20 protein-coding genes are annotated in these 26,034 nt (G+C 48.2%); 15 read left to right on the forward strand and 5 right to left on the reverse strand.

Going from position 1 to position 26,034, the window contains the following annotated elements; translation table 11 throughout:
- Nucleotide 1 precedes the first annotated feature (1 nt).
- The 8 genes from cmk to kdsB all read left to right on the forward strand — a co-directional run bounded on the left by cmk (nt 2) and on the right by kdsB (nt 9,054).
- Complete coding sequence (gene cmk, locus MKR94_RS04115; RefSeq protein WP_241645557.1) at nt 2–676, forward strand: (d)CMP kinase; 675 nt, start codon at nt 2–4, stop codon at nt 674–676.
- A 134-nt stretch (nt 677–810) separates the two neighbouring features.
- Nucleotides 811–2,487: a 30S ribosomal protein S1 gene (gene rpsA / locus MKR94_RS04120; RefSeq protein ID WP_048911897.1), complete on the forward strand. Its 1,677-nt coding sequence runs from the start codon at nt 811–813 to the stop codon at nt 2,485–2,487.
- Nucleotides 2,488–2,591: 104 nt separating this feature from the next.
- Nucleotides 2,592–2,876 (forward strand): integration host factor subunit beta, encoded by a 285-nt coding sequence (ihfB, locus tag MKR94_RS04125; RefSeq protein ID WP_048911891.1) that lies wholly within the window; start codon nt 2,592–2,594, stop codon nt 2,874–2,876.
- Between the two features lie 180 nt (nt 2,877–3,056).
- A complete protein-coding gene (locus tag MKR94_RS04130; RefSeq protein WP_241645558.1) occupies nt 3,057–5,306 on the forward strand; it encodes a DNA internalization-related competence protein ComEC/Rec2 in 2,250 nt (749 codons plus the stop codon).
- A 34-nt stretch (nt 5,307–5,340) separates the two neighbouring features.
- Entirely contained in the window at nt 5,341–7,089 is a 1,749-nt protein-coding gene (msbA, locus tag MKR94_RS04135) for a lipid A ABC transporter ATP-binding protein/permease MsbA (protein WP_241645559.1), read from the forward strand.
- Nucleotides 7,086–8,096, forward strand: a complete 1,011-nt coding sequence (gene lpxK / locus MKR94_RS04140) for a tetraacyldisaccharide 4'-kinase (RefSeq protein WP_241645560.1) — start codon at nt 7,086–7,088, stop codon at nt 8,094–8,096. The genes msbA and lpxK overlap by 4 nt, the downstream gene beginning before the upstream one ends.
- A 32-nt stretch (nt 8,097–8,128) precedes the next feature.
- Nucleotides 8,129–8,305, forward strand: a complete 177-nt coding sequence (locus MKR94_RS04145; RefSeq protein WP_099822378.1) for a Trm112 family protein — start codon at nt 8,129–8,131, stop codon at nt 8,303–8,305.
- A 2-nt stretch (nt 8,306–8,307) separates the two neighbouring features.
- On the forward strand, nt 8,308–9,054 hold the full coding sequence (kdsB, locus tag MKR94_RS04150) for a 3-deoxy-manno-octulosonate cytidylyltransferase (RefSeq protein ID WP_241645561.1): 747 nt from the start codon (nt 8,308–8,310) through the stop codon (nt 9,052–9,054).
- A 20-nt stretch (nt 9,055–9,074) separates the two neighbouring features.
- Here the strand turns inward: kdsB and elyC are convergent, their stop codons facing one another.
- Nucleotides 9,075–9,833, reverse strand: a complete 759-nt coding sequence (elyC, locus tag MKR94_RS04155) for an envelope biogenesis factor ElyC (RefSeq protein WP_099822376.1) — start codon at nt 9,831–9,833, stop codon at nt 9,075–9,077.
- 123 nt (nt 9,834–9,956) lie between these two features.
- On the opposite strand from elyC, the gene cmoM reads away from it, so the two are divergent.
- The 7 genes from cmoM to MKR94_RS04190 all read left to right on the forward strand — a co-directional run bounded on the left by cmoM (nt 9,957) and on the right by MKR94_RS04190 (nt 20,507).
- Complete coding sequence (cmoM, locus tag MKR94_RS04160) at nt 9,957–10,742, forward strand: tRNA uridine 5-oxyacetic acid(34) methyltransferase CmoM (protein WP_241645562.1); 786 nt, start codon at nt 9,957–9,959, stop codon at nt 10,740–10,742.
- Nucleotides 10,739–12,061: a chromosome partition protein MukF gene (gene mukF, locus MKR94_RS04165; protein WP_241645563.1), complete on the forward strand. Its 1,323-nt coding sequence runs from the start codon at nt 10,739–10,741 to the stop codon at nt 12,059–12,061. Before cmoM ends, mukF begins: the two co-directional genes overlap by 4 nt.
- A complete protein-coding gene (gene mukE / locus MKR94_RS04170; RefSeq protein ID WP_241645564.1) occupies nt 12,042–12,767 on the forward strand; it encodes a chromosome partition protein MukE in 726 nt (241 codons plus the stop codon). The genes mukF and mukE overlap by 20 nt, the downstream gene beginning before the upstream one ends.
- Complete coding sequence (gene mukB / locus MKR94_RS04175) at nt 12,764–17,221, forward strand: chromosome partition protein MukB (RefSeq protein ID WP_241645565.1); 4,458 nt, start codon at nt 12,764–12,766, stop codon at nt 17,219–17,221. The genes mukE and mukB overlap by 4 nt, the downstream gene beginning before the upstream one ends.
- Nucleotides 17,222–17,362: 141 nt before the next feature.
- On the forward strand, nt 17,363–19,144 hold the full coding sequence (gene ldtD, locus MKR94_RS04180; protein WP_241645566.1) for a L,D-transpeptidase: 1,782 nt from the start codon (nt 17,363–17,365) through the stop codon (nt 19,142–19,144).
- A gap of 153 nt (nt 19,145–19,297) precedes the next feature.
- On the forward strand, nt 19,298–19,855 hold the full coding sequence (mepK, locus tag MKR94_RS04185) for a peptidoglycan L,D-endopeptidase MepK (protein ID WP_241645567.1): 558 nt from the start codon (nt 19,298–19,300) through the stop codon (nt 19,853–19,855).
- Between the two features lie 13 nt (nt 19,856–19,868).
- The gene (locus MKR94_RS04190; protein ID WP_241645568.1) at nt 19,869–20,507 is read left to right on the forward strand and encodes an MBL fold metallo-hydrolase; all 639 of its coding nucleotides are present in this window, start codon (nt 19,869–19,871) and stop codon (nt 20,505–20,507) included.
- A gap of 34 nt (nt 20,508–20,541) precedes the next feature.
- Here the strand turns inward: MKR94_RS04190 and MKR94_RS04195 are convergent, their stop codons facing one another.
- The 4 genes from MKR94_RS04195 to pncB form a co-directional block, all read right to left on the reverse strand.
- Nucleotides 20,542–21,735 (reverse strand): amino acid aminotransferase, encoded by a 1,194-nt coding sequence (locus tag MKR94_RS04195; protein ID WP_241645569.1) that lies wholly within the window; start codon nt 21,733–21,735, stop codon nt 20,542–20,544.
- Between the two features lie 132 nt (nt 21,736–21,867).
- Nucleotides 21,868–22,947: a porin gene (locus MKR94_RS04200; protein ID WP_277755589.1), complete on the reverse strand. Its 1,080-nt coding sequence runs from the start codon at nt 22,945–22,947 to the stop codon at nt 21,868–21,870.
- 245 nt (nt 22,948–23,192) lie between these two features.
- Nucleotides 23,193–24,593, reverse strand: a complete 1,401-nt coding sequence (gene asnS / locus MKR94_RS04205; RefSeq protein ID WP_241645570.1) for an asparagine--tRNA ligase — start codon at nt 24,591–24,593, stop codon at nt 23,193–23,195.
- A gap of 124 nt (nt 24,594–24,717) precedes the next feature.
- Nucleotides 24,718–25,923, reverse strand: a complete 1,206-nt coding sequence (gene pncB / locus MKR94_RS04210; protein WP_241645571.1) for a nicotinate phosphoribosyltransferase — start codon at nt 25,921–25,923, stop codon at nt 24,718–24,720.
- Between the last annotated feature and the right edge of the window lie 111 nt (nt 25,924–26,034).

Here is a 26,034-nt window from a genome sequence, read left to right on the forward strand (position 1 = left end):
AATGACAAGCATTCCCGTCATTACCATCGATGGTCCAAGCGGTGCAGGTAAAGGCACACTGAGTAAAGCCTTGGCTGAAAAGTTATCCTGGCATCTGCTCGATTCAGGTGCGATCTACCGCGTCTTAGCCTTAGCCGCACTCCATCACCAAGTTGATATTACCCAAGAAGACGCTCTCGTCCCTCTGGCAGCGCATCTCGACGTTAAATTTGTGGTCGAACAGCATCGTAGCCAAGTAATTCTGGAAGGCGAAGAGGTGACCGCCGCGATCCGTACGCAAGAGGTGAGCAATACAGCGTCTAAGGTTGCGGCGTTCCCTCGCGTCAGAGAGGCTCTGCTGCGCAGACAGCGGAATTTCCGTGAATTACCTGGGTTAATTGCAGACGGGCGCGACATGGGAACCGTGGTCTTCCCTGACGCACCAGTGAAAATTTTCTTGGATGCCAGTGCTGAAGAGCGAGCGGAACGCCGCCGTCAGCAGTTGCAGCAAGCAGGCGTAGATGTTAACTTTGAGCGCCTTTTAGCCGAGACGGTTGAGCGTGACGATCGCGACCGAAATCGTGCCGTTGCACCCTTGGTTCCTGCCATTGATGCATTAGTGATTGATTCCACAGGAATTGATATCGAAAATGTGACCGCAATGGCCCTTGAATATATTCAAAAAAAAATTGCCTAACTTCGGCGCATAATTGTGCTAAAATAAAAAGATTGCTGTAGCTTCATTCCATGGATGGTGTGAAGAATGTTAAACAACCCCATTAGACATGAAGTCCAATGGACGTTAAATTGAAGAATCCTAAGATTATCAATATGACTGAATCTTTTGCTCAACTCTTTGAAGAGTCCCTGAAAGAAATCGAAACCCGTCCGGGTTCCATCGTTCGTGGCGTAGTTGTCTCTATCGACAAAGACGTCGTTCTAGTTGATGCGGGCCTGAAATCTGAATCTGCAATTCCTGCAGAGCAATTCAAAAACGCAGCTGGCGAACTGGAAATCCAGGTAGGCGACGAAGTTGATGTTGCGCTGGACGCAGTAGAAGACGGCTTCGGTGAAACCCTGCTGTCCCGTGAGAAAGCTAAGCGTCACGAAGCTTGGATCACGCTGGAAAAAGCTTACGAAGATGCTGAAACTGTTACCGGTGTTATCAACGGCAAAGTCAAGGGCGGCTTCACTGTTGAGCTAAACGGTATTCGTGCGTTCTTACCAGGTTCACTGGTTGACGTTCGTCCGGTTCGCGACACTCTGCACCTTGAAGGCAAAGAGTTAGAATTTAAAGTCATCAAACTGGATCAGAAGCGTAACAACGTCGTGGTTTCTCGCCGCGCGGTGATCGAGTCTGAGAACAGTGCAGAACGTGATCAATTGCTGGAAAACCTGCAAGAAGGCATGGAAGTTAAAGGTATCGTTAAGAACCTGACTGACTACGGTGCATTCGTTGATCTGGGCGGTGTTGACGGCCTGCTGCACATCACTGATATGGCTTGGAAACGCGTTAAGCACCCAAGCGAGATCGTGAATGTTGGTGACGAAATCAATGTTAAAGTCCTGAAGTTCGACCGTGAGCGTACTCGCGTATCATTAGGTCTGAAACAACTGGGCGAAGATCCATGGGTTGCTATCGCTAAGCGTTACCCAGAAAGCACCAAGCTGACGGGTCGTGTAACTAACCTGACTGATTACGGCTGCTTCGTAGAAATCGAAGAAGGCGTTGAAGGTCTGGTACACGTTTCTGAAATGGATTGGACCAACAAAAACATCCACCCATCTAAAGTTGTAAACGTAGGTGATGTGGTTGAAGTTATGGTTCTGGACATTGACGAAGAGCGTCGTCGTATCTCCCTGGGTCTGAAGCAATGTAAATCTAACCCATGGCAGCACTTCGCAGAAACTCACAACAAAGGCGATCGCGTCGAAGGTAAAATCAAGTCAATCACTGACTTTGGTATCTTCATCGGTCTTGACGGCGGAATCGATGGTCTGGTTCACCTGTCTGACATTTCTTGGAACGCAACTGGCGAAGAAGCCGTTCGTGAATACAAGAAAGGCGACGAAATTGCTGCAGTAGTTCTGCAAGTTGATGCTGAGCGCGAGCGTATCTCTTTAGGCGTGAAACAACTGGCTGAAGATCCATTCAACAACTACGTTGCGCTGAACAAGAAAGGCGTTATCGTTAACGGTAAAGTGACTGCAGTCGACGCTAAAGGCGCAACTGTTGAACTAGCTGACGGTGTTGAAGGTTACTTACGTGCGTCAGAAGCTTCACGTGACCGCGTTGAAGATGCAACTCTGGTTCTGAATGTTGGTGATGACGTTGAAGCGAAATTCACCGGTGTTGACCGTAAAAACCGTGTTGTAACACTGTCTGTACGTGCTAAAGACGAAGCTGATGAGAAAGATGCTGTTGCTGCTGTGAACAACAAGCAACAAGATGAAGGCAACTTCTCTAACGCAATGGCTGAAGCATTTAAAGCAGCTAAAGGCGAGTAATTGCCGACAGGGGGATGGTGACATCCCCCCAACTAGCCAAGGGTGTTCGCACTCTTGGCTTTTTTTAAAACTGTCTTTCTTTACAGGATATTTCCGGAGGATTAATGACTAAATCTGAACTGATTGAACGCCTCGCAGCCCAGCAGACACAAATCCCTGCAAAAGCTGTTGAAGATGCTGTTAAAGAGATGCTGGAATATATGGCTTCTACCCTCGCGCAGGGAGACCGTATCGAGATTCGTGGTTTTGGTAGCTTCTCTTTACACTACCGTGCCCCACGTGTCGGCCGAAACCCTAAAACTGGTGAGAAAGTGGAGTTGGAAGGTAAGTACGTGCCACACTTTAAACCGGGTAAAGAGCTTCGCGATAGAGCTAATCTTCCAAGCTAAAAAGCAGTTTTAAAAAGACGGTATCGTAAGATATCGTTTTTGTTTTAAGCCTACCTCACACTTTTATCTACTTCCTTACGCCTGTCATTAAACACCTCTCTAAGCCCTTCACAATAATGCCTGTAAGCGATTTCGGTTCAATTTTATCGCGGTAATCTGCCAGTTTTACGCAGGGATCTCATGCAAATACTGGTTTATGCACGACTACTTATAGCGGCTTGCCTGCCACTGCTGTTTATGGCCGAGTTACTGGACACATCCGTGATACTAGGGGGGGTGGCAGTCGGAGTGCTATTAAGTCGATCTCGTCGGTTGTATTGGCACTGTTTGGGAATCAGCCTACTCTTTTTTGTTTATGGCCAATGGGTAGCGCAGGCCATGGTGACAAAAATTACGGCATACGCCGACCGGCCACTGATCGCCGATGTAGAGATCGCTGAACATCATAGGTTGACGGGAAGAGTGAAAATTAACCTATTGAATATCGACGGGCAATGGCAGTTTCCTACCTCTGCCGCATGGATTAGCCAAGCGCTCGATAGCGAAATGTGCGTCGGTCAGCGTTGGCGAATGACTTTAGTATTACGGCCAGTGCACAGCTTACTCAACGAAGGCGGCTACGACAGCCAGCGCAATGCATTGGCTAAAGAGACACCTTTTACCGGTAAAGTGCTCAATCAGCAGTTGATGCGTCGCGATTGCTCCCTACGCCATAATCTTGAAACACTTTTCCTACAACAGAGTGCAGGATCACCTTGGCAGGGGATTTCGCGTGCCTTGGTCTTCGGCTTACGCGACCATATTCCGGCTGAGGTTAATCGACTTTTTCGCGAAACAGGTATCGGCCATTTAATGGCGATATCTGGTATGCACATTGGATTACTCTTCTTCTTCACCCGTCGAGGGTTAATGCTGCTTCTGACACTGTTACCGTTACGCCTCATGCATAATCGGCTGGCAGAAAGCGGCGGATGGCTTGCCAGCGCCCTCTATTGTCATCTTTCCGGGGCGCAGCCCTCGGCAATGCGTGCCATGCTAGCGTTAACATGTTGGTTGCTGGCTAAAGGGTGTTCAGTTAATCTTTCTAGTTTTCATATCCTTACGCTCTGTGTAGCCGGCTTGCTAGCGATTAACCCCATCATCATTTTATCCGATAGCCTGTGGCTGTCGGCGTTGGCGGTATTAGCACTATTACTTTGGTATCAATGGTTTCCTCTACCCCCAGCCTATCGCCACCGTAAACGGTACGCCCTAATACGACTGCTCCATTTACAGTTGGGGCTGATGCTACTGCTATTACCGGTACAGGTCTTCTTTTTTCATGGGGCCAGTTATCGTGCACTGACTGCCAACCTCGTCGCGATCCCTTTGGTAAGCTTAGGGATATTACCACTCTCTTTTTTATTTCTGATTCCACTCCCATCCCTGCTGATTGAAGGATTAGGTAGAATACAGGATGGCCTGTACGCAATATTGTTTCATCTATTAACGCCGCAAAGCGAAGGGTGGCATTATCTTTCTGACGGGCGCTTTATCGCTATTGCGGTGTGGGGCGGTCTGACCCTTTGGCGTCTTAAAGGCTGGCGACAGTATCCCTTGAGTGTGAGCGCGATTATATTAAGTATTGCCAGCACGCGTTTATCATCGCCTGAGATACTGTGGCGGGTGGATATGCTGGATGTGGGGCATGGCTTAGCGGTGGTTATCAGTCAGCAAGGCGAAGGAATTATTTATGATACCGGAAATCGTTGGCAGATGGGTGATGCCGGTGAGAGGGTTATCATTCCATGGCTGATCGACCAACAGATTACCCCGATCGCGGCATTGATTAGCCACCGTCATAGCGACCACTCAGGAGGGCTCGCTAGCGTCGAAAAAGTGTGGCCAACGCTTAAGGTCAGAACAACGTACCCTTACCCCGGACGACTCACCTGTCAACGCGGGGATAGCTGGCAGTGGCGGCGCTTAACCTTGCGGGTGCTCTGGCCCGAGAGTGCGCTAACTGCCGGTCAAAATAACGATTCCTGCGTCGTATCGGTGAGTGATGGTCAGTATCATCTGTTATTAACAGGTGATATCGAGAAAAAAGCAGAGCAGCAATTAGTCGCGGCAGAGAAGGGCGGGGAAGCTGTGACCTGGTTACAGGTCCCGCATCATGGCAGCCGTACCTCTTCCAGCCCGTTATTCATCAGAACGTTTTCGCCACAGGTCGCGATAGCCTCGGTAGCGAGGTATAATGCTTGGCGTCTACCGGCTAAAGCGGTCGTCCAACGTTATCATCATCAAGGGGTAAAATGGTTGGACACGGCGCAGTCTGGGCAACTCTCAATACGTGTGAAACGCGACGGGGTTGAGATTTTACAATTTCGTGATCAAATTTCACCTCGATGGTACCATCAATGGTTTGGTGTAAAACCCGATTACGGGTAAACTACCCGTCGATGTTAAAAACCGTGAAGAAATAATGCACTTAGACAAAGATCTCTCAACGTGGCAGACGTTTCGTCGTCTCTGGCCAATGATAGCCCCCCATAAAGCAGGATTATTTATTGCTGCGATTGCCCTAATTATTAATGCGGCAGGGGACACTTTGATGTTATCGCTACTTAAACCTCTGCTTGATGACGGGTTTGGGAAAGCGGACAAGTCAGTATTACTGTGGATGCCCCTAGCGGTTATCGGCCTGATGTTGATCCGCGGCGTCACCAGCTATGCCTCCAGCTATTGTATCTCCTGGGTTTCGGGCAACGTGGTGATGCGTATGCGCCGCAGTTTATTTGCGCATATGATGAGCATGCCGGTCTCGTTTTTTGATCAGCAATCTACGGGAACCCTGCTTTCCAGAATAACCTACGACTCTGAACAAGTTGCTTCGTCATCGTCCAGTGCGCTTGTCACCGTGGTGAGAGAGGGGGCCTCGATCATCGGCTTGTTCATCATGATGTTTTATTATAGCTGGCAACTTTCACTCATTTTGATATTGCTTGCGCCGATTGTCTCCTTCACCATCCGCTTGGTCTCTAAACGTTTTCGTAATATCAGTAAGACCATGCAAAATACCATGGGTGAAGTCACGACCAGTGCTGAACAGATGCTTAAGGGTCATAAAGAAGTCTTGATTTTTGGTGGACAAGAGATTGAGACACAACGCTTTGCGGTCGTCAGTAATCGGATGCGTCAACAAGGGATGAAGTTAGTCAGTGCTTCGTCCATTTCTGACCCGATTATTCAATTGATTGCTTCCTTAGCCCTGGCCTTCATTCTTTATGCTGCAAGCTTCCCGGCCGTAATGGAGACCTTAACGGCAGGGACAATCACCGTCGTGTTCTCTTCGATGATTGCCTTAATGCGCCCGCTGAAATCCTTAACTAACGTTAATGCACAGTTCCAACGTGGGATGGCAGCCTGTCAAACGCTCTTCAGTATTCTCGATGCTGAACAGGAAGTGGATAACGGGCAACGTACGACTGTACGCGTTCAAGGGAATATTGAATTCCGTAACGTCACTTTTACGTATCCCGGACGTGAAACGCCAGCGCTTAAAAATATTAATTTAACGCTACCAGCGGGCAAAACGATTGCTTTGGTCGGGCGATCAGGATCGGGGAAATCGACTTTAGCCAGTCTCCTGACGCGCTTTTATGACATTCAATCCGGTCAGATTCTATTGGATGGTCACGAAATTACCGACTATAAATTGCAAGCACTCCGCAACCAAGTCGCCTTAGTGTCACAGAATGTACACCTTTTCAACGATACTATTGCCAACAATATTGCCTATGCACGTGCCGACCAATATAGCCGCGAAGATATCGAAAATGTGGCGAAGATGGCACATGCTATGGACTTTATCTCCCGCATGGATAACGGCTTGGATACTGTGATAGGTGAGAACGGGGTACTGCTCTCTGGTGGCCAACGCCAGCGTATTGCCATTGCCCGTGCACTATTACGCGATTGCCCTATCTTAATCTTGGATGAAGCGACTTCAGCCTTGGATACGGAATCGGAGCGCGCTATCCAATCAGCACTGGACGAATTGCAGCGTAATCGTACCTCTCTGGTGATTGCACACCGCTTATCAACCATTGAGAAGGCCGATATGATCGTCGTGGTTGAAGACGGTCAGATTATTGAGCGCGGCACGCATCAAGAACTCCTTGAGCAAGCTGGGGCTTACGCGCAGCTGCATCGTATTCAGTTCGGACAATGATTGAGCGCTTATGGAGCGGTAAATCGGCTGGTTGGCGGCTACTCTTGCCGCTATCTTGGCTTTATGGCCTTATCACTGCCGGTATTCGTTTAGCGTATCGATGCGGGCTTAAGAAAAGCTGGAAAGCACCGGTTCCCGTTGTTGTGGTCGGTAATCTTACGGCTGGGGGGAATGGCAAAACCCCTGTTGTGATCTGGTTAGTCGAGCAACTTCAACAACGCGGTCTTAAGCCCGCGGTCGTTTCTCGCGGATATGGCGGTAAAGCACCGCATTATCCTTTAGTGCTCAATGCACAGACACCTGCTGATCAAGCGGGTGATGAGCCCGTGCTGATTCATCAACGCACCGGGGCGCCTGTGGCAGTCGCACCAAAACGGAGTGAGGCGATTCAAGCTTTACTGCAGGCTGACACAGAAATTTCGGTCATCATTACCGATGATGGGTTACAGCATTACGCTTTACAACGCGATATTGAAATCGTGGTGATAGACGGTGAACGACGTTTTGGAAATGGTTGGTGGCTTCCTGCAGGGCCGATGCGTGAAAGAGCTTCACGCTTAATCAGGGTTGACGCTGTCATCACTAACGGTGGCGAAGCGCAAGCGCGGGAAATTCCGATGCGTTTAGTGCCGCGTCAGTGGATTAATCTGGCTACCGGTCATACACTTCCCTTAACCGCGTTTGTCGATAAACCCTCAGTGGCCTTTGCCGGGATTGGCTATCCGCCGCGTTTTTTTTCGACATTACACGCTCAAGGGATTTACCCGCAGAAAGAGGTCGCCTTTGACGACCATCAGGCTTATCGTTTAGAGGATATTGCGGGGTTAGCAACTCGTGAACAGGCACTGCTGATGACGGAAAAGGATGCGGTAAAATGTCGATCCTTTGCAGTAGAGAGCTGGTGGTATCTCCCTGTGGAAGCGCAACTACCACAACCCGACGCAGACGTATTACTGAACAAAATATTGGCATTGCTGCCGACTGCTGATCAAGGAAAAACGCCTTAGCAGTTTATTAGATTTTTCAATTTGGAGGTCATATGGATCATCGTTTAGCGGGCATTGTCGCCTGCCCAGTGTGTCACGGTAAGCTCGACTACCATCCTCAAGAACAAGAGTTAATCTGTAAACCTGATGGCTTAGCGTTTCCTATCCAAGACGGGATCCCCGTATTGTTAGAAAATGAAGCCCGTAGCTTGACTGCGGATGAGAGCTAATAATGAGCTTTGTGGTAATCATCCCGGCACGTTATGCCTCGTCACGACTCCCAGGTAAGCCTTTAGCAGATATTCATGGTCAACCGATGATTGTGCATGTCTTAAACCAAGCTCGTGCTGCAGGGGCAGATCGCGTCATTGTTGCCACGGATCATGCCGAGGTGGCGGCCGCGGTCGATGCTGCGGGTGGAGAAGTGTGCATGACCCGCGCCGACCATCAATCGGGGACGGAACGTTTAGCGGAAGTGATCGAAAAATACCGATTCGATGATTCGACGATCATCGTAAACGTCCAAGGCGATGAGCCGTTAATTCCTCCGGTGATTATCAAGCAGGTCGCGACCAATTTAGCGCAAGCTGACTGTGGTATGGCGACGTTATCTGCGCCCATTACCGACGCTCATGAAGCATTTAATCCCAATGCGGTCAAAGTCGTCACCGATAAACAGGGGTATGCCTTGTACTTTTCGAGAGCCACGATCCCTTGGGACCGTGAACGTTTTGCGCAGTCTCAGGCAATCATTGGTGATCAGTTTCAGCGCCACCTCGGTATTTACGCCTACCGTGCAGGATTTATTCGCCAATACATCACTTGGGCGCCTTGCCCGCTTGAGCAATGCGAGTTACTTGAACAGCTACGCGTGCTGTGGAACGGTGAAAAAATCCACGTTGCGACGGCCGAAGCGATTCCCGCTGTCGGGGTGGATACAGCAGAAGATCTCGCAAGAGTCCGAGAAGTTCTCGCTTAAAACCTGGGTTAGCCCAAGGGCTAACCTTGCGTTATCCATTGCCAACCTCGACCTAACCCCTCATACCAAGCGCGTTCACTGTGGCTTAACCAATAAGGTGAGGGGATGGCACGTTCCCAGCCGTTAAGCGGCGAGTGGATAGCTAACTGATTGGCAGGGGCCGGAATAGGTGATAGCTGCTGCTCGGCAAAAAAGTGTAAGGCTCTAGGCAGATGATTGGCCGAGGTCACCAAAATAAAGGGCTTATCACCGAGTAATTGTTTGACGGCGATAGCCTCTTGATGCGTATCACGTGGTGACTCTAGCGCTATCATGTTATCTCTGGGCACGCCGAGCGTCTCAGCGACTTCTTCAGCCACACTCGCGCTACTGCGCGGGTTATGCCCTGCGGCGGCTCCGGTAAAAATGAGTTTCGCTGACGGATTCATGCGCCACTGCCTGACCCCTTCTGTGACCCTTGGCAAACTGTTCCCCAATAGGTTAGAACTGGGCGCCCACTGTGGGTTATAAGTGTAACCGCCACCAAGCACAACAATCGCGGCCACCGGTGGGGGGTGATTAAGGGTTGGATAGTGGTTCTCAATCGGCGTCAACAAGCGATCCGCGATCGGCTGCAGACTGAGTAACAGCAGGGCTAACCAACCCGTGGTCAGGCAAACTTTGGCTAAGCGTTGGCGCTGGGTAAACCAGAGTAAAAAAAGGCCAACGCCTAATAACGCTAATAAAAAAGGCAGTGGCAGTAGTAAACCACCGATTATTTTTTTTAATATAAATAGCATAGTTAACCCCGAATCGAACGAAAAAACAGCACCCAACACAGGATTCTGCAGCCAATAGCTCCATTCCCATCAGAGCTATGACAAAATAGCATATTTCCTCTGTCGTTTATGCGGAGTATCAGTATGATGGATCGAAATTTCGATGATTTGGCAGAACGTTTTGCTCAAAACATCTATGGCACCCTTAAGGGGCGTATACGACAGATTATTCTTTGGGAAGAGTTAGATCAGCTATTAGCGACTTTCCCCAATGAGCCGTTATCTATTCTTGATGCAGGCGGAGGGATCGGACAAATTTCTTCTGGCTTGGCACAGCGTGGCCATCAGATAACGTTATGCGATGTTTCTGAACAGATGTTAATCCGTGCCAAGCAGCATGCGCAAGAGCAAGGTGTTGCGTCGCAGATGACGTTTATCCAAACCAGTGCGCAACACGTCGGCACGCAACTGGAAAAACCTGTCGATATCGTTCTCTTCCATGCAGTACTGGAATGGGTGGCTGAGCCTGAAAAAACGCTCGCTGCGTTATTCGACACCCTATCTCCCGGTGGCGTGTTATCATTGATGTTTTACAACCTTCATGGCTTGACGCTGCAAAATTTAACTTTAGGAAATTTCGGTTATTTGAAGGCTCACATGAAGAAGCGAAAGAAAAAGACCCTTTCGCCCGATTACCCGCGCGATCCTGCAGAGGTCGACCAATGGTTAACGAACGTTGGTTTTGACATCGAGAGTAAAGCGGGGATCCGAGTATTTAGTGACTTCATACGCGATTTGCCTCCTTCAGCAAACGGTGAAGAGGGGATTATTGAAATGGAACGGCGTTACAGTCGTCAGGAACCTTTTATGAGTTTAGGGCGTTATATTCACGTCACGGCACGTAAGCCCGCAATAAAGGATGAGCTATGAGTGATTTTACCCAGACCATACCTGAGCTAGTGTCGTGGGCCCGCAAAAGTGATTTTGCAATCTCTCTTCCCGTCGAGCGATTAGCTTTTCTGCTCGCCATCGCCACGCTGAATGGCGAACGTATTGAGGGCGAGCTGACGGAGTCTGAGTTATTAGATGCGTTTAAGCATGTCAGTAATGTATTCGAACAAAGCCCAGAAACGGTTGAGCTGCGGGGAAATAATGCCATTAACGATATGGTTAAACAGCGCATTCTTAACCGATTCACCTCTGAGCAAACTGAAGGCTATGCTATCTACCGTTTAACACCATTAGCCATCGGCATCACTGACTATTATGTGCGGCAAAAAGAGTTCTCAACTCTGCGCTTATCGATGCAATTATCAATTGTGGGTAATGAACTTAAGCGCGCAGCAGACGATGCACATCAGGATGGCGACCAATTCCATTGGCACCGCAACGTATTCGCGCCGCTAAAGTATTCGGTCGCTGAAATTTTCGATAGTATCGATTTAACACAGCGCCAAATGGATGAGCAGCAACAGCAAATTAAACAAGAGATTGCTGACTTATTGAATAAAGATTGGCGAGCCGCTATCTCAAGTTGTGAGATCTTGCTGTCAGAAACGTCGGGAACCTTACGTGAACTGCAAGATACGTTGGAAGCGGCAGGCGATAAACTGCAAACTCATCTATTGGTTATTCAAGAATCTATCTATGGTATCCCTGACCTTGCCTATATCGATAAACTGATTTTCGAACTGCAAAATAAATTAGACCGAATTATCAGTTGGGGCCAACAAGCCATCGATTTATGGATAGGATATGACCGCCATGTGCATAAGTTTATTCGGACGGCGATAGACTTAGATAAGAATCGTGTGTTTGCCCAACGTTTACGGCAATCGGTTCAACACTATTTTGATGCCCCTTGGGCGCTCACCTATAGCAGTGCAGAACGGTTATACGACACGCGTGATGACGAAATGACCCTACGCAACGATGATGTGATGGGTGAGCTGCCACCCGAGCTGGAATTCGAAGAGTTTAATGAAATTCGCGAGCAATTAGCCGCCATGATTGAACACGCTCTTCAGGCTTACCGTCGTGAAGGTAAGCCGCTTAATCTCGCCGATGTGATGAAAGGTTATCTCGCACAATACCCTCGGGCACGCCATTTCGACCTCGCACGCATTGTGGTTGACCAAGCGGTGCAACTGGGGGTTTCTGAAGCCGATTTAGCAGGATTACCCGCTGAATGGCACACTATTAATGAATATGGCGCTAAGGTGCAGGCACATGTCATCGACAAATATTGAACAAGTGATGCCAGTTAAATTGGCACAAGCTCTTGCTAACCCATTATTTCCAGCCTTAGACAGCCAATTACGTGCAGGTCGCCATATCAGTCTGGAAGATCTCGACCACCATGCTTTATTGATGGATTTTGAGCACGAACTCGCCGAATTTTACGGTCGTTACCACGTAGAACTTATCCGCGCACCCGAAGGTTTCTTCTATCTGCGTCCACGTTCAACGACGCTTATCGCGCGTTCGGTGCTATCAGAATTGGATATGATGGTCGGAAAAATACTCTGCTACCTCTATCTCAGCCCAGAACGCTTGGCTAATGAAGGGATTTTCACCTTCCAAGAGCTGTATGACGAACTAGTAAGTTTAGCCGATGAGAGTAAATTGCTGCGCTATGTTAACCAGCGGTCCACCGGGTCGGATGTCGACAGGGCGAAGCTACTCGACAAAGTACGTTCTTCCTTAAACCGTCTACGCCGTCTGGGCATGGTATGGTTTATGGCAAATGATAGCAGTAAATTCAGAATTAAAGAGTCAGTCTTTCGTTTTGGTGCAGAAGTGCGCAGTGGCGATGACCCTCGTGAAGCGCAACTTCGCTTAATACGCGATGGCGAAGCGGTTGAAATTGACCGCGGCTCAGGGCTGACAGATGAAGATAAAGAGCGTGCCGACGATGACGCGGCCGAAGGGCAACAAGAAGGTGATGACGCATGATTGAACGTGGAAAATTTCGTTCGCTTACCCTAATAAACTGGAACGGTTTTTTTGCCCGAACGTTTGACTTAGATGAATTAGTCACGACGCTATCAGGGGGGAACGGTGCGGGTAAATCGACGACCATGGCGGCCTTTATTACCGCGTTAATCCCCGATTTGACTCTATTACACTTTCGTAATACTACTGAAGCGGGTGCAACCACCGGGTCTCGAGATAAAGGGTTACACGGTAAACTGCGTCCAGGTGTTTGTTATGCTGCTTTAGACGTCGTTAACTCCCGTGGACAGCGCTCGCTGGTTGGTGTGCGTCTCCAGCAAGTGGCGGGTCGCGATAAAAAAGTCGATATTAAACCTTTCAGTATTCACGATATTCCAGAAGATACCTTACCGACGGATCTCTTAACCGAGGTCTTAAACAGTCGTCAGGCTAAAGTACGTCCGCTGAGCGAAGTGAAAGAGCGGATGGATGCGCAACAGGTCATGACCTTTAAAGCGTACAGTTCGGTGACCGATTATCACAGCATGATGTTTGACCACGGTATCGTTCCCCGTCGTCTGCGCAGCCAAAGTGATCGCAGTAAATTCTATCGCCTAATTGAAGCCTCTTTATACGGCGGGATCTCCAGCACCATCACCCGTTCACTGCGCGATTATTTATTACCTGAAAACGGTGGTGTGCGTAAGGCTTTCCAAGATATGGAAGGGGCTTTACGCGAAAATAGAATGACGCTTGAAGCGATTCGAGTCACCCAAGCTGACCGCAGTCTGTTTAAGCACCTGATTACCGAAGCCACGCAATATGTTGCTTCGGACTATATGCGCCATGCCAATGATCGCCGGATTAACTTGGATAGCGCCATTGCGCTACGTCAAGAGTTGCTGACGGGCCGCCATCAGTTGAAGACTGAACAATTCCGACATGTGGAGATGGCTCGCGAGCTCTCCGAGCACGTTGGGGCAGAAGGGGAGTTGGAGAGCGAATATCAAGCTGCCAGTGACCACCTCACCATTGTTCAGAATGCGGTACGTCAGCAAGAAAAAATCGAACGTTACGAAAACGAGATCGAAGAGCTTTCGTACCGTTTAGAAGAGCAGCAAGAAGTGGTGGCTGAAGCGCAAGAGATCAATGAAGCGCACCTAGAGAACGTTGAAGCTTCTGAAATCGAAGTGGATGAGCTTAAAAGCCAGCTCGCCAATTTCCAGCAGGCATTGGATGTTCAACAAACGCGCGCTATTCAATATCAACAAGCGGTAAATGCGCTACAGCGTGCAAAGGATCTCTGTCACCTCGACGATTTATCTGCCGAAAGCGCCGCCGAGTGGCAGGCACGTTTCCAAGCCCGCGAAGAAGAAGCCACCAATTTACTGTTGAACTTAGAACAGAAGCTTAGCGTTGCGCAGGCAGCACATAGCCAGTTCAACCAAGCGTTAGAACTAGTGCAACAAATCAGTGGCCCGGTCAATCGTGCTGAAGCATGGCAAGTTGGACGTGAAGCGCTACGTGAAGCGCAACAACAACGCCATATTGCGGATCAACTCCCTGCATTACGTTTACGCTTGTCTGAATTAGAACAGCGTCTTCGCGAACAGCATGACGCAGAGCGTCTGCTAGCCGAATTTTGTAAACGTCAAGGCCAGCAATATGAAGCCGATGCGCTTGAAGACTTACATCGGGAATATGAAGCGCGTATCGAACAATTAAGCTCCGGCGTTGATGAAGCCAGCGAGCAGCGTTTATTACATCGCCAATCATTGGATCAAATTCGCGAAAAGATCAGCGTACTGACTCACCGCGCGCCTCATTGGTTAGCGGCACAAGAGATCCTGACACAATTAAGCGAGCAGACGGGCCAAGTCTTTACGCAAAGCAGTCAGGTAACAGAATATATGCAGTACCTGCTGGAACGTGAGCGGGAAACCACTGTTGAACGTGATGAAGTTGCCAGTCGTCGTCGTCAAGTCGAACAACAAATTGAGCGCTTGAGCCAGCCGGGCGGCTCAGAAGATAGTCGCTTAAATCATTTAGCTGAAAAGTTTGGCGGCGTTTTGTTATCCGAAATTTATGATGACGTCACTCTCGATGATGCGCCTTACTTCTCAGCGCTTTATGGGCCTTCTCGCCATGCGATTGTTGTTCCTGAGCTGGCTCCGGTCCAAGCGCTGTTGGCTGATCTCGACGATTGCCCTGAAGACCTCTACTTAATTGAAGGGGATCCCCAATCATTCGATGATAGTGTGTTCAGTGTCGAAGAACTGAACCAAGCAGTGGTGGTCAAGATTGCTGATCGTCAGTGGCGTTATTCGCGTTTCCCGAAGGTCCCTCTCTTTGGCCGTGCCGCCCGTGAAAATCAACTGGAACTGCTCTCGCAGGAGCGTGATAGTTTAAGCGAAAAATATGCCACCCTGTCGTTTGATGTCCAAAAGTCACAGCGTCTGCACCAATCCTTCAGTCGTTTCATCGGCAGCCATCTGGCGATTGCCTTTGAACAGGATCCCGAAGCACAAATCCGCCAACTCTCTTCGCGCCGTACCGATATCGAACGGGCAATGGCTCAACACGAAGCGAATACTCAACAGCAACGCCAACAATTCGAGATGGCTCGTGAAGGGGTGGCATTACTTAACCGTCTTTTACCTCGCGTCAATTTGCTGTTAGACGAAACTTTAGCAGATCGTTGTGAAGAGTTGCGTGAGCAGGTTGAGGAATCGCAGGAAGCGGCACGCTTCTTACATCAGTTCGGACAGAAGCTTGCCAAGCTCGAGCCGATGATCAGTGTATTGCAAAGCGATCCAGAACAGCATCAACAGTTACAGGATGATTACCGTACGGCGCAGCAACAGCAGCGCGATTACCGTCAGCAAGCCTTTGCTCTTACCGAAGTGGTTCAGCGCCGTGCGCACTTTAATTATTCTGAAGCAGAGGGAATGGTTGATGGTAATAGCGATCTCACCCAAAAATTGCGCCAGCAGTTAGCGCAGGCTGAGGGTGAGCGTACCGAACTCCGCGACCGTTTACGTCAGCATCAGCAGCAATTGACACAAAGTAGTCAGTTATTGGCCTCATTAAAAAGTTCATATGATGCGAAGCGCGATATGCTGTCGGAGTTACAGCAAGAGATGCAAGCCTTGGGGGCAAAAGCCGATCCCCATGCTGAGTTACAAGCTAAAGAATTGCGTGACTCGCTTTACCATCAGTTAAGCCATAACCGTGCCCGCCGCCATCAATTGGAAAAACAATTGACCTTCTGTGAAGCGGAAATGGAGTCCTTACAGAAACGTCTCCGTAAAGTCGAACGGGATTACAGCCAAAGCCGTAACCAAGTGGTCACCGCAAAAGCGGGGTGGTGCACCGTCTTGCGTTTAGTGAAAGAGAATGGCTTGGAAAGACGTTTACATCGTCGTGAGTTGGCTTATTTAGGCGGTGATGAACTCCGTTCTATGTCGGATAAAGCACTGGGGGCGTTGCGTTTAGCGGTCGCCGATAACGAACATCTTCGTGACGTGTTACGTCTGTCAGAAGAGCCACGTTATCCGGAGCGTAAGATTCGCTTCTTTATTGCCGTCTACCAGCATCTTCGTGAGCGGATCCGTCAAGACATTATCCGCACCGATGATCCGATCGAAGCTATCGAACAGATGGAAATCGAGCTTAATCGCTTAACGGAAGAGTTAACCTCTCGTGAGCAAACGCTAGCGATCAGTTCTCGTAGTGCCGCGAATATTATTCGTAAGACAATTCAGCGAGAGCAGACCCGTATACGCCAATTAAACCAAGGCTTACAAGCGGTCAAATTCGGTCAGGTTAATAGCGTACGCTTGAACGTAAATGTGCGCGAGGCCCACTCGACGCTTCTGGAGACCTTGGCACAAGATCATGAGCAGCATCAAGACTTGTTCAACAGTCAACGACTGACCTTTTCTGAAGCGTTAGCCAAACTGTACCAACGTCTCAATCCGCATATCGACTTAGGCAGCCGTACTCCGCAAGTGATCGGTGAAGAGCTGCTGGATTATCGTAACTACTTGGAGATGGAAGTCGAAGTTAACCGTGGCTCTGACGGTTGGTTACGTGCAGAAAGCGGGGCGCTGTCGACGGGTGAAGCGATCGGTACCGGGATGTCGATATTGGTCATGGTTGTCCAAAGCTGGGAGGATGAATCGCGTCGTCTCAGAGGGAAAGATATTTCTCCCTGCCGCTTATTGTTCTTGGACGAAGCCGCACGACTGGATGCGCGTTCGATCGCCACGTTATTTGAGCTGTGTGAGCGACTTGAGATGCAATTAGTGATTGCGGCACCAGAAAATATTAGCCCAGAAAAAGGCACGACTTATAAATTAATGCGTAAAGTCGTTAACGAGATCGAACATGTGCATGTGGTTGGATTAAAAGGTTTTTCACCTGAAGTCACCCCCGCGCAGGAGACCGTTGCATCGAACGCTGATGATAACTAGATAAGCCACAATTATCATTTGCTCGGATTAAACGACATTTGTTTATAACAAATGTCGTTTTTTCGTTTACACTCAAAGGAAGAAAATAATAAAAAACATTGAACTTTTTGGTGCGTGTCTAAACAAGGTAAGGAGTCAGGGATGTTTCTAAAGTGTTTTCAACTTAAACCGGTAGTGCTAGTCGGCGGTATGTCGTTAGCGATCGGTAGTTCAATGGTAGCGCAAGCCGCCCCTGAACAGGCGAGCTCACCTATTACTCATACTAATACTCCTAGCCAGCGTATTGCGTCGATTTATCAAGCGTTACCTTCCGGTGTTTCCCCTTATTATGGCAGCTTATTAACTTCCCTCTATCGTCAGCATCATCAGCAACCATTATGGACGGATGAAGCGGCGATCCACAGTTTTGAGCAGCAACTTTCTGAGGTGGCGTTGTCAGGCGTTCAACCTCAGTTTGCACGCTGGCTCTCGGTATTAAGCCGCAGCGATTTATCCGGTGATGCGCGCGATGTCGTGTTATCCGATGCCTTATTGGGGTATTTACAATTTGTGAATGCCGCGCCCGCCCAAGGGGAGTCATGGTTCTATGGTCCAAATGGTTTCCGCCTGACAGCACCAAGTTCAGCACTTGTAGGGCGTTGGCTGCAAGCCGTTAGCCATGGTACGACGCAGCACTTTATTGAGGGGTTAATGCCTCAGCACCCTCAATATCGTCCGATGCAAAAAGCACTGGTGGTTTTATTAGCGGATAATAAGCCTTGGCCGAAGGTCGATTTAACGCATACTATTCGCCCAGGTGATAGCGATCCGGCCGTTCCGCAATTGCGGCAGTTACTTGTTCGCGCCGGATGGCTCAGTGAAGCGCAAGCACAATCCTCCATTCCTGCTACGCCGCAACCTGATCAATCGCAATCGACACAACCGCAAACTGTCGCAGCGCCAAGTCAGCAAAGAATGTTATCGCCAACGCCTGCTTCAACAAATGCCGCACCGGCAAGCTCAGGGCCAGCGGAAGATATCTATTCTGATGCAATGGTTTCAGCTGTGAAACGATTCCAGCATTGGCAAGGATTAACCGATGACGGGATTATTGGTTATAAAACGCGTGAGTGGCTCAATATTACTCCGCATCAACGTGCGACACTGCTTGCATTGAATATGCAGCGCCTGCGGTTGTTACCTGATGATATGCATAATGGCATCATGGTTAACATCGCGAACTACTCCCTAAATTATTACGTTGATGGCAAGACTATCCTCTCTTCACGCGTTATTGTGGGTCGCCCAGAAAGGAAAACGCCATTAATGCGCAGTGCATTAAACAGCGTGGTGCTTAACCCAACGTGGACAGTACCTAACACGCTAATTCGAGAAGATTTAGTGCCGAAACTGCGTAGGGACCCAAGTTACTTGGCCAAGCATAATTTCACGCTTTATTCGGGGTGGGGGGCTGACGCGACAATGGTAAACCCGTCAAGTGTTAACTGGCAAACCGTATCAGCTTCTGCTTTCCCTTATCGCGTCATGCAAGCGCCGGGACCCCAAAACTCCTTGGGGCGCTATAAGTTCAATATGCCGAGTTCTGATGCGATTTACCTTCATGACACGCCAAATCATGGATTATTCCAGCAAGATATTCGAGCCATTAGCTCTGGTTGTGTGCGGGTTAATAAAGCGTCGCAATTGGCTGGCTTACTTCTGAAAGATGTCGGTTGGGATCAAAGCCGTATTTCCGCGACACTTGATAGCCGGACGACACGACCTATTGCTATTCGTCATCGTATCCCCGTCAACCTGTATTACTTAACGGCGTGGGTGAGTGAGGATGGACAGGCACAATTCCGTACTGACATCTATAATTATGACCAATTAGCGCGTTCAGGCTGGAACGCAATCAACAACGCTGAGAAGTTTCTATTATAGATTTATCGTTCAGCTGGTGGATAAGCCAGCTGAAGATCTTTCTAATTGTAATTAAATTGATCGTTCTCATGTCTGCGTCTTGACGAAGGGCAACACTCTGGGTATGGTTCCTCTGTTGTTTTTTTGTCCTTTCTTCTCGCGGATGTCATGCCCATGGAAAAAATTGATTCACATCGTCGTAAACTGCTTTTACTTGGTTCAGCTGCAGCAGGCATCTCTTGCCTACCTCATTTCGCACATGCCTCTTTATCGACCTCGCGACCTAGAATTTTGACGTTAAATAACATCAATACGGGTGAGAGCTTAAAAGCAGAGTTCTTCAATGGTAAAACGTATAATCCGAGTGAACTTGCAAGGCTCAATCATTTTTTCCGTGATTACCGAGCAGAGAAAATTCATGCCATAGACCCACACCTCTTTGACCATATCTACCGCCTTCAAGTGATGTTGGAAACCCGTAAGCCTATTCAATTAGTTTCAGGCTTCCGTAGCATTGCCACGAACAATCAGTTGCGTGGTAGAAGTGCTCACAGCGGTGTTGCCAAACACAGCTATCATACCTTAGGCCAAGCAATGGATTTCCACATCGAAGGTGTTGCACTCAGCAACGTGCGCAAAGCTGCATTAAAAATGAATGCCGGCGGAGTGGGCTATTATCCTAAGAGTAACTTCGTGCATATCGATACCGGCCCCGTTCGTCATTGGTCCTGAGATGAGTCATTCCATGAGCGCTATAGCGATTACGCAGATCCCAGTCACGGCTTTCGCACAAAATTGTAGCCTAGTCGTCTGTACTCAAACTGGCAGTGCGGCGCTTATAGACCCAGGCGGTGACGCAGAGAAGATTACGGCACTGTTGCACCAACAGGGCATTGAGATCGATAAAATTTTACTGACGCATGGTCATTTAGATCATGTGGGGGCGGCAAAGTTATTGGCGCAACAGTTTAATGTCCCGTTAATTGGTCCTCATCGTGATGATTTTTTTCTCTTTGAGAGTTTACCTCAGCAAAGCGCAATGTTTGGTTTCCCACATTGCGAGGTGTTTTATCCCGATCAATGGTTAGCGGAAGGCGAGTCGGTCAGCGTTGGCGCGCTAGATTTCAGTGTCCTCCATTGCCCAGGTCACACGCCTGGACATATCGTGTTTTACCAGGCAGAGCAACACTTGCTGATTTCGGGTGATGTGATATTCAAAGGTGGGGTGGGGCGCAGTGATTTTCCCCGAGGTAATGGACAACAATTGATTGAGTCAATTGAACAGAAGTTACTGCCGTTAGGAGATGACGTGACATTTATCCCAGGTCATGGTCCCCGCTCAACCCTTGGACACGAACGCCTCACTAATCCTTTTTTACGCTGATAAAAAAAGCCCGGTAATGACCGGGCATCTATTTTTATCGCGTTACGCTAATAATTGATTCGCAGAGACGTGACATATTTTCCGGTGTCATCCCGGCAATATTGATCCGACCTGATGCAACCGCGTAGATCGCAAACTCTTCCCGTAACCGTAATACTTGTTCTTTAGTTAGCCCGCTGTAAGAAAACATCCCATTTTGTTTATTAATAAATGAGAAGTCTTGGGTCGCCCCTTTTTCTTGTAACGTTTGTACGAACAGTTGACGCATACGCTGAATACGCTGGCGGACTTCTAAAAGCTCTTGCTCCCAAATCGCTCTCAGACTGTCATCATTTAAAATCGTTGCTACGACGGCGGCACCGTGTGACGGCGGATTGGAGTAATTTGCACGGATCACGGCTTTAACTTGGCTAAATGCATCACTACCAGCTTGAGCTGTAGTGCTTTTCAGCGTAAAAGCACCGGTACGTTCATTATATAAACCGAAGTTTTTAGAGAAAGAGCTACAAACAATAAACTCTTGGTGAGATTGCGCAAATAAACGTAGGCCTTGCGCATCTTCATCCAAACCTTGTCCGAGACCTTGATAGGCAAAATCGAATAGCGGAAGCAAGGCTTTACGCAGCAGCAGTTCAGAAAGCTGCTGCCACTGTTCTAAGGTGGGGTCGATACCCGTTGGATTATGGCAACATCCATGAAGGAGTACGACATCCCCCGCTTCCGCAGACTCTAATGAGTCGAGCATTGCCGAGAAATCGAGACTATGGGTCTCTGGCTGATAGTAGTGATAAGTCGCGACCTCTAAGCCACTCGCAGCAAAAATATTATGGTGGTTTGGCCAACTTGGATTACTGACCCAAACTCGCTTAGCGGTGGTGTGTTGAGCAAGGAAATCTGCGGCAACACGTAAAGCTCCTGTGCCACCCGGCGTTTGCGCCGTGAAGAGGCATTGTGTAGCGAGAATAGGATTGCCCGTACCGAAAAGTAAGCGTTGGCTTGCCTGGGCATAAGCGCTGTTACCTTCAATACTGAGATAATTTTTACTTGTTTCAGTTTCGACTAACTGCTGTTCAGCCTTTTTGACACTGACCATCACAGGGGTGTGACCGGTCTCATCTTTATAGACCCCTATACCTAAATTAATCTTGTTAGGGCGAAGATCGTTCTTATATAAATCCGCTAGCCCTAAAATAGGATCAGCCGGCGCAGCAGGAATTGATTCAAACATAGTCATATCCGAATTGAAGTGTGGTAAGCGTTAGGGTAGCGGGATGTCGACGCCCGTACAACGACTAATAAAAAATTTTCGGTGGGAAATGGCATGAAAAGTGGCTACCCATTAGGTAGCCACAGCTAAGACTTAGAATTGGTACACCAGACCCGTTGCAATGGTGTTATCGTTGTTAATACCGAGCTTGTTATTTTTGCTTAGTTGATTAATTCGGTAATCAACATAGGTCGACATGTTTTTGTTGAAGTAGTAGCTCGCGCCAACATCGATATATTTTACGAGGTCAACATCCCCGATCCCTTCAACATCTTTTGCTTTTTGCTGGATAAAGGCTAAGGATGGGCGTAAACCGAAGTCGAATTGATACTGCGCAACGGCTTCGAAGTTCTGTGTTTTATTCGCAAAACCAGATTTAGATACCCCATTAATATCGCTACTAATACGGGTGGCATTTTGCCCTTCAGCATAAGTGACGGCAACATACACAGGGGCATTATCATATTTCAGGCCTACCCCCCACACGCTGGCGGTATCGCCACTGCCGTAATCCATATTACGTTGCTTTGTGGTACGGTTTTGTTGTTGGTAAGCACCGGTGATCGCAAAGCTGTAAGGCAGCGCATAACTGGTCGATACGCCCCAGCCATCGCCATTAGAACGTTGTGCATCATCGCGTTCGTTTTTACCTTGATATTGTAGGGCGATATTTAGTCCTTCAACTAATCCGAAGAAATTAGCGTTACGATAAGTCGCAACGCCGGTGGTACGGCCTGTCATCGAATCAGAGTAACTAAAGTTACCCCCAAATTCTGGCAGCATATCGGTGTAACTTAACACGTCATACGCAGCAGCATAGTTCCGACCGTAATCGAAGGAACCATACTGATTAAAACGCAGGCCAGCGAAGCCTAAGCGGGTTTTGTTACCGTCCTGCGCATCGCTACCTTCGCTATTATTAGCTTGGATATTATATTCCCATTGACCGTATCCGGTCATATTCTCATTGATCTGCGTTTCACCTTTGAATCCAAAACGCACATATGAGAAATCCCCATCATTACTGTTATCATTCGAGAAGTAATGTAATCCAACTGCCCTGCCATATAAATCTAACTTGTTACCGTCTTTGTTGTAAATTTCTGCAGCCTGAGCTGAAGAGATAGCCAAAAGACTTGGAACCAGTAGAGAAAGAACTTTGCGCTTCATCATTAATACCCTCATTGGCATTATTGTTAATTATTTTTATGTTCTAGAGATTAAAAGCCCATTGCGGGCCCGTATTGAATAGCATTTTTAGCGCTATTTACAACTGTATTGAAACGAAATAAAGATGGAAATCACATTTATAGCCGTATCAAAAAGTAACATAATGTGACTTGGCACTTTTTGCAATGATCTCTGTCAACGGGCAAAAAAAAATCCGCCGAAGCGGATTTCTATAAGTGAGGCTTATGTTAGAAGTTTGCACTGCGTGGGGTACGCGGGAAAGCGATAACATCCCGTACATTCTGAACACCCGTAACGTAGGAGACAAGACGTTCAAAACCTAAGCCAAAGCCTGAGTGTGGCACGGTGCCGTAGCGACGGAGATCGCGGTACCACCAGTAATCCTCTTTATTCAGGCCCATTTCAGCTAGACGTTGGTCTAACACATCTAAGCGTTCTTCACGTTCAGAACCACCGATAATCTCACCAATACCTGGAGCGAGAACATCCATCGCGGCAACTGTTTTGCCATCATCATTTAAGCGCATATAGAAGGCTTTAATGTCCTTCGGATAGTTTTTCACGACAACTGGGGCAGCAAAATGTTTTTCAGCTAAGTAGCGTTCGTGTTCCGAGGAGAGATCGATTCCCCATTCGACTGGGTTTTCGAAGGTTTGGCCAGAGTTAAGCAGAATATCGATCGCATCGGTATAATCAATTTGAGCAAAATCGCTGCTAACAAATTTTTCTAAACGGCTAATCGCTTCTTTATCTACGCGCTCTGCAAAGAAGGCAAGGTCGTCAGCGCGCTCGGTTAACACTGCGTTAAAGCAATATTTCAACATCGCTTCGGCTAATGCTGCGGCATCATCTAAGTGTGCAAACGCAACTTCGGGTTCAACCATCCAAAATTCGGCTAGGTGACGGCTAGTGTTGGAGTTTTCTGCACGGAACGTCGGGCCAAAGGTATAGATTTTGGATAATGCGCTAGCATATGTCTCACCGTTGAGCTGTCCCGATACGGTAAGGAATGCTTCTTTACCAAAGAAGTCTTGGCTATAGTCAACTTTACCTTGATCGTTGCGAGGCAGATTTTCCATATCGAGTGTTGAGACACGGAACAGTTCGCCAGCCCCTTCGGTATCCGATGCCGTTATTAACGGCGTCGAGACCCAAAAATAGCCTTGCTCATTAAAGAAACGGTGAATGGCTTGAGCTAGAGTATTACGTACGCGTGCGACTGCACCAATTAAATTGGTGCGCGGACGTAAGTGGGCAACTTCACGAAGATATTCGATGCTGTGACGTTTAGCCGCCATTGGATAGCTATCAGGATCTTCGACCCAACCCACAACCTTCACTGACGTCGCTTGAATTTCGAAAGATTGACCTTGGCCTGGAGACGCGACTACCTTGCCGGTGACTTCGACGGAGCAGCCAGTCGTCAGGTGCAAAACTTCATCTTGATAATTATTAAGCGAATTATTTACAACCGCCTGAACAGGATTAAAGCAGGAGCCATCGTAAATGGCGATAAAGGAAATACCAGCTTTGGAATCTCTACGGGTACGCACCCAGCCACGCACTGTAACCTCTGACTCTACAGCTACATGACCGTCTAGCACGTCCACGACAGGCACTATGCTCATAATTATCTCTCTGTTAGATGGAATCACTATTGAATGAGGTAGGATATGTTACTCAGGCAGGGTAAGTAAACAAGCAAAATAGATAGAAAAAAAAGGATTAGGCCAGATTATCTCTGGCCTAGGGTTAGCCTGTACAATTTATCTTCGGTAAGTCGAACGCTTTTTCTAGCGCTTTGACAAAAGAAACGTCTTGGCAGATGGTTTTGCCAGGGCTATCCGATAATTTTGCCACGGGTTTGCCATCGCAACTGGTGAGCTTAATCACAATATTTAGTGGGCTTACACCAGGCAAATCGCAAGTCAGGCGTGTACCAACACCGAAAATAATGTTAATGCGGGGATCGAAATGACGGTAGAGTTCAAGTGCCTTATCCAAGGTTAAACTGTCGGAGAAAACCAGAGTCTTCTCGCGAGGGTCAATCCCCAAAGAGAGGTAGTGCTTAATAATTTTCTCACCCCATGCAATGGGATCGCCCGAATCGTGACGAACTCCTTGATAGCGATTGGCAAAGTTAAAGCCGAAATCACGTAAAAACGCATCCGTGGCAATACAGTCAGTCAGCGCGATGCCGAGCATATCATTATACTCTTCCAACCAGGCTTGCAGTGCGGCGCGTTGACTGTGTGCTAACTCTGAGCTGATCTGTTGGTGTGCTTGAAACCACTCGTGTGCTTGGGTACCAACAGGCGCTAACTGGTGACGACGGGCAATATCGTAATTACTGGTGCCGACCAGCCAAGGAACTTCCCTAACCAGTTCCGCCACCACAGATTCTTGCACAGACTGAGAGAAACGTCGCCTTGTGCCAAAGTCCATTAATTTGAAACGCGACATATCAAGGTCAGCTGAGTCAGCTTTGAACTTGGCTAATTTTGTATTAAGCAGCGCTAACGCATCGGCAGCGGTAACATTAGGGGAACGGTCACGATGCACAATTTCAGAGATCAAGGCCAGTAGTGGCACTTCCCAAAGAATAACTTCGATCCAAGGCCCTGTAATGGTCAGCACTAATTGACCCTGCTGATTACTCACTGCAACCTGTTGGGGATCAAAGCGAAAAGTCTTGAGCCAATTTAAGTAATCGATGGTGAAGAAGGGCAGGGAAGCTAAGTAACGATACTCTTCATCCGTTAAGGCAAGTTGCTGCATTAAATTAATTTGCGAGACAATTTCCTCAGCATAAACGCCGAGTAACCCATCACCTCGACAGCGGAACTCAGCGGTGACGGATAAATGTCGATAGCGATGAAACACCGCTTGCTGCATATGCAATTTATAGGCATCTGTATCAAGCAGCGTGGTCAATATCGGAGAAGCATGTGGTTTCATAGTGCTTATCGGCATCCTTTGGACGTTATCACTCTGCAGACCGGCAGAAAAAGTCGTTATATCAGGCAATAGTATAACCCGTCGCCCTAAAAAGTGAATTGGATCACACCA

The organism is Rosenbergiella metrosideri (genome assembly GCF_022602565.1).
Classification (GTDB): domain Bacteria; phylum Pseudomonadota; class Gammaproteobacteria; order Enterobacterales; family Enterobacteriaceae; genus Rosenbergiella; species Rosenbergiella metrosideri.

Excerpts from the sequence above, each read along its gene's own strand:
- mukF (WP_241645563.1), top strand. The coding sequence starts at position 10,739 with ATGAGTGATTTTACCCAGACCATACCTGAGCTAGTGTCGTGGGCCCGC.
- msbA (WP_241645559.1), top strand. The coding sequence starts at position 5,341 with ATGCACTTAGACAAAGATCTCTCAACGTGGCAGACGTTTCGTCGTCTC.
- asnS (WP_241645570.1), bottom strand. The coding sequence starts at position 24,593 with ATGAGCATAGTGCCTGTCGTGGACGTGCTAGACGGTCATGTAGCTGTA.
- pncB (WP_241645571.1), bottom strand. The coding sequence starts at position 25,923 with ATGAAACCACATGCTTCTCCGATATTGACCACGCTGCTTGATACAGAT.
- mepK (WP_241645567.1), top strand. The coding sequence starts at position 19,298 with ATGGAAAAAATTGATTCACATCGTCGTAAACTGCTTTTACTTGGTTCA.
- MKR94_RS04130 (WP_241645558.1), top strand. The coding sequence starts at position 3,057 with ATGCAAATACTGGTTTATGCACGACTACTTATAGCGGCTTGCCTGCCA.
- mukB (WP_241645565.1), top strand. The coding sequence starts at position 12,764 with ATGATTGAACGTGGAAAATTTCGTTCGCTTACCCTAATAAACTGGAAC.
- elyC (WP_099822376.1), bottom strand. The coding sequence starts at position 9,833 with ATGCTATTTATATTAAAAAAAATAATCGGTGGTTTACTACTGCCACTG.
- mukE (WP_241645564.1), top strand. The coding sequence starts at position 12,042 with ATGTCATCGACAAATATTGAACAAGTGATGCCAGTTAAATTGGCACAA.
- kdsB (WP_241645561.1), top strand. The coding sequence starts at position 8,308 with ATGAGCTTTGTGGTAATCATCCCGGCACGTTATGCCTCGTCACGACTC.
- rpsA (WP_048911897.1), top strand. The coding sequence starts at position 811 with ATGACTGAATCTTTTGCTCAACTCTTTGAAGAGTCCCTGAAAGAAATC.
- lpxK (WP_241645560.1), top strand. The coding sequence starts at position 7,086 with ATGATTGAGCGCTTATGGAGCGGTAAATCGGCTGGTTGGCGGCTACTC.
- ihfB (WP_048911891.1), top strand. The coding sequence starts at position 2,592 with ATGACTAAATCTGAACTGATTGAACGCCTCGCAGCCCAGCAGACACAA.
- cmoM (WP_241645562.1), top strand. The coding sequence starts at position 9,957 with ATGATGGATCGAAATTTCGATGATTTGGCAGAACGTTTTGCTCAAAAC.
- MKR94_RS04145 (WP_099822378.1), top strand. The coding sequence starts at position 8,129 with ATGGATCATCGTTTAGCGGGCATTGTCGCCTGCCCAGTGTGTCACGGT.
- MKR94_RS04195 (WP_241645569.1), bottom strand. The coding sequence starts at position 21,735 with ATGTTTGAATCAATTCCTGCTGCGCCGGCTGATCCTATTTTAGGGCTA.
- MKR94_RS04190 (WP_241645568.1), top strand. The coding sequence starts at position 19,869 with ATGAGCGCTATAGCGATTACGCAGATCCCAGTCACGGCTTTCGCACAA.
- cmk (WP_241645557.1), top strand. The coding sequence starts at position 2 with ATGACAAGCATTCCCGTCATTACCATCGATGGTCCAAGCGGTGCAGGT.
- MKR94_RS04200 (WP_277755589.1), bottom strand. The coding sequence starts at position 22,947 with ATGATGAAGCGCAAAGTTCTTTCTCTACTGGTTCCAAGTCTTTTGGCT.
- ldtD (WP_241645566.1), top strand. The coding sequence starts at position 17,363 with ATGTTTCTAAAGTGTTTTCAACTTAAACCGGTAGTGCTAGTCGGCGGT.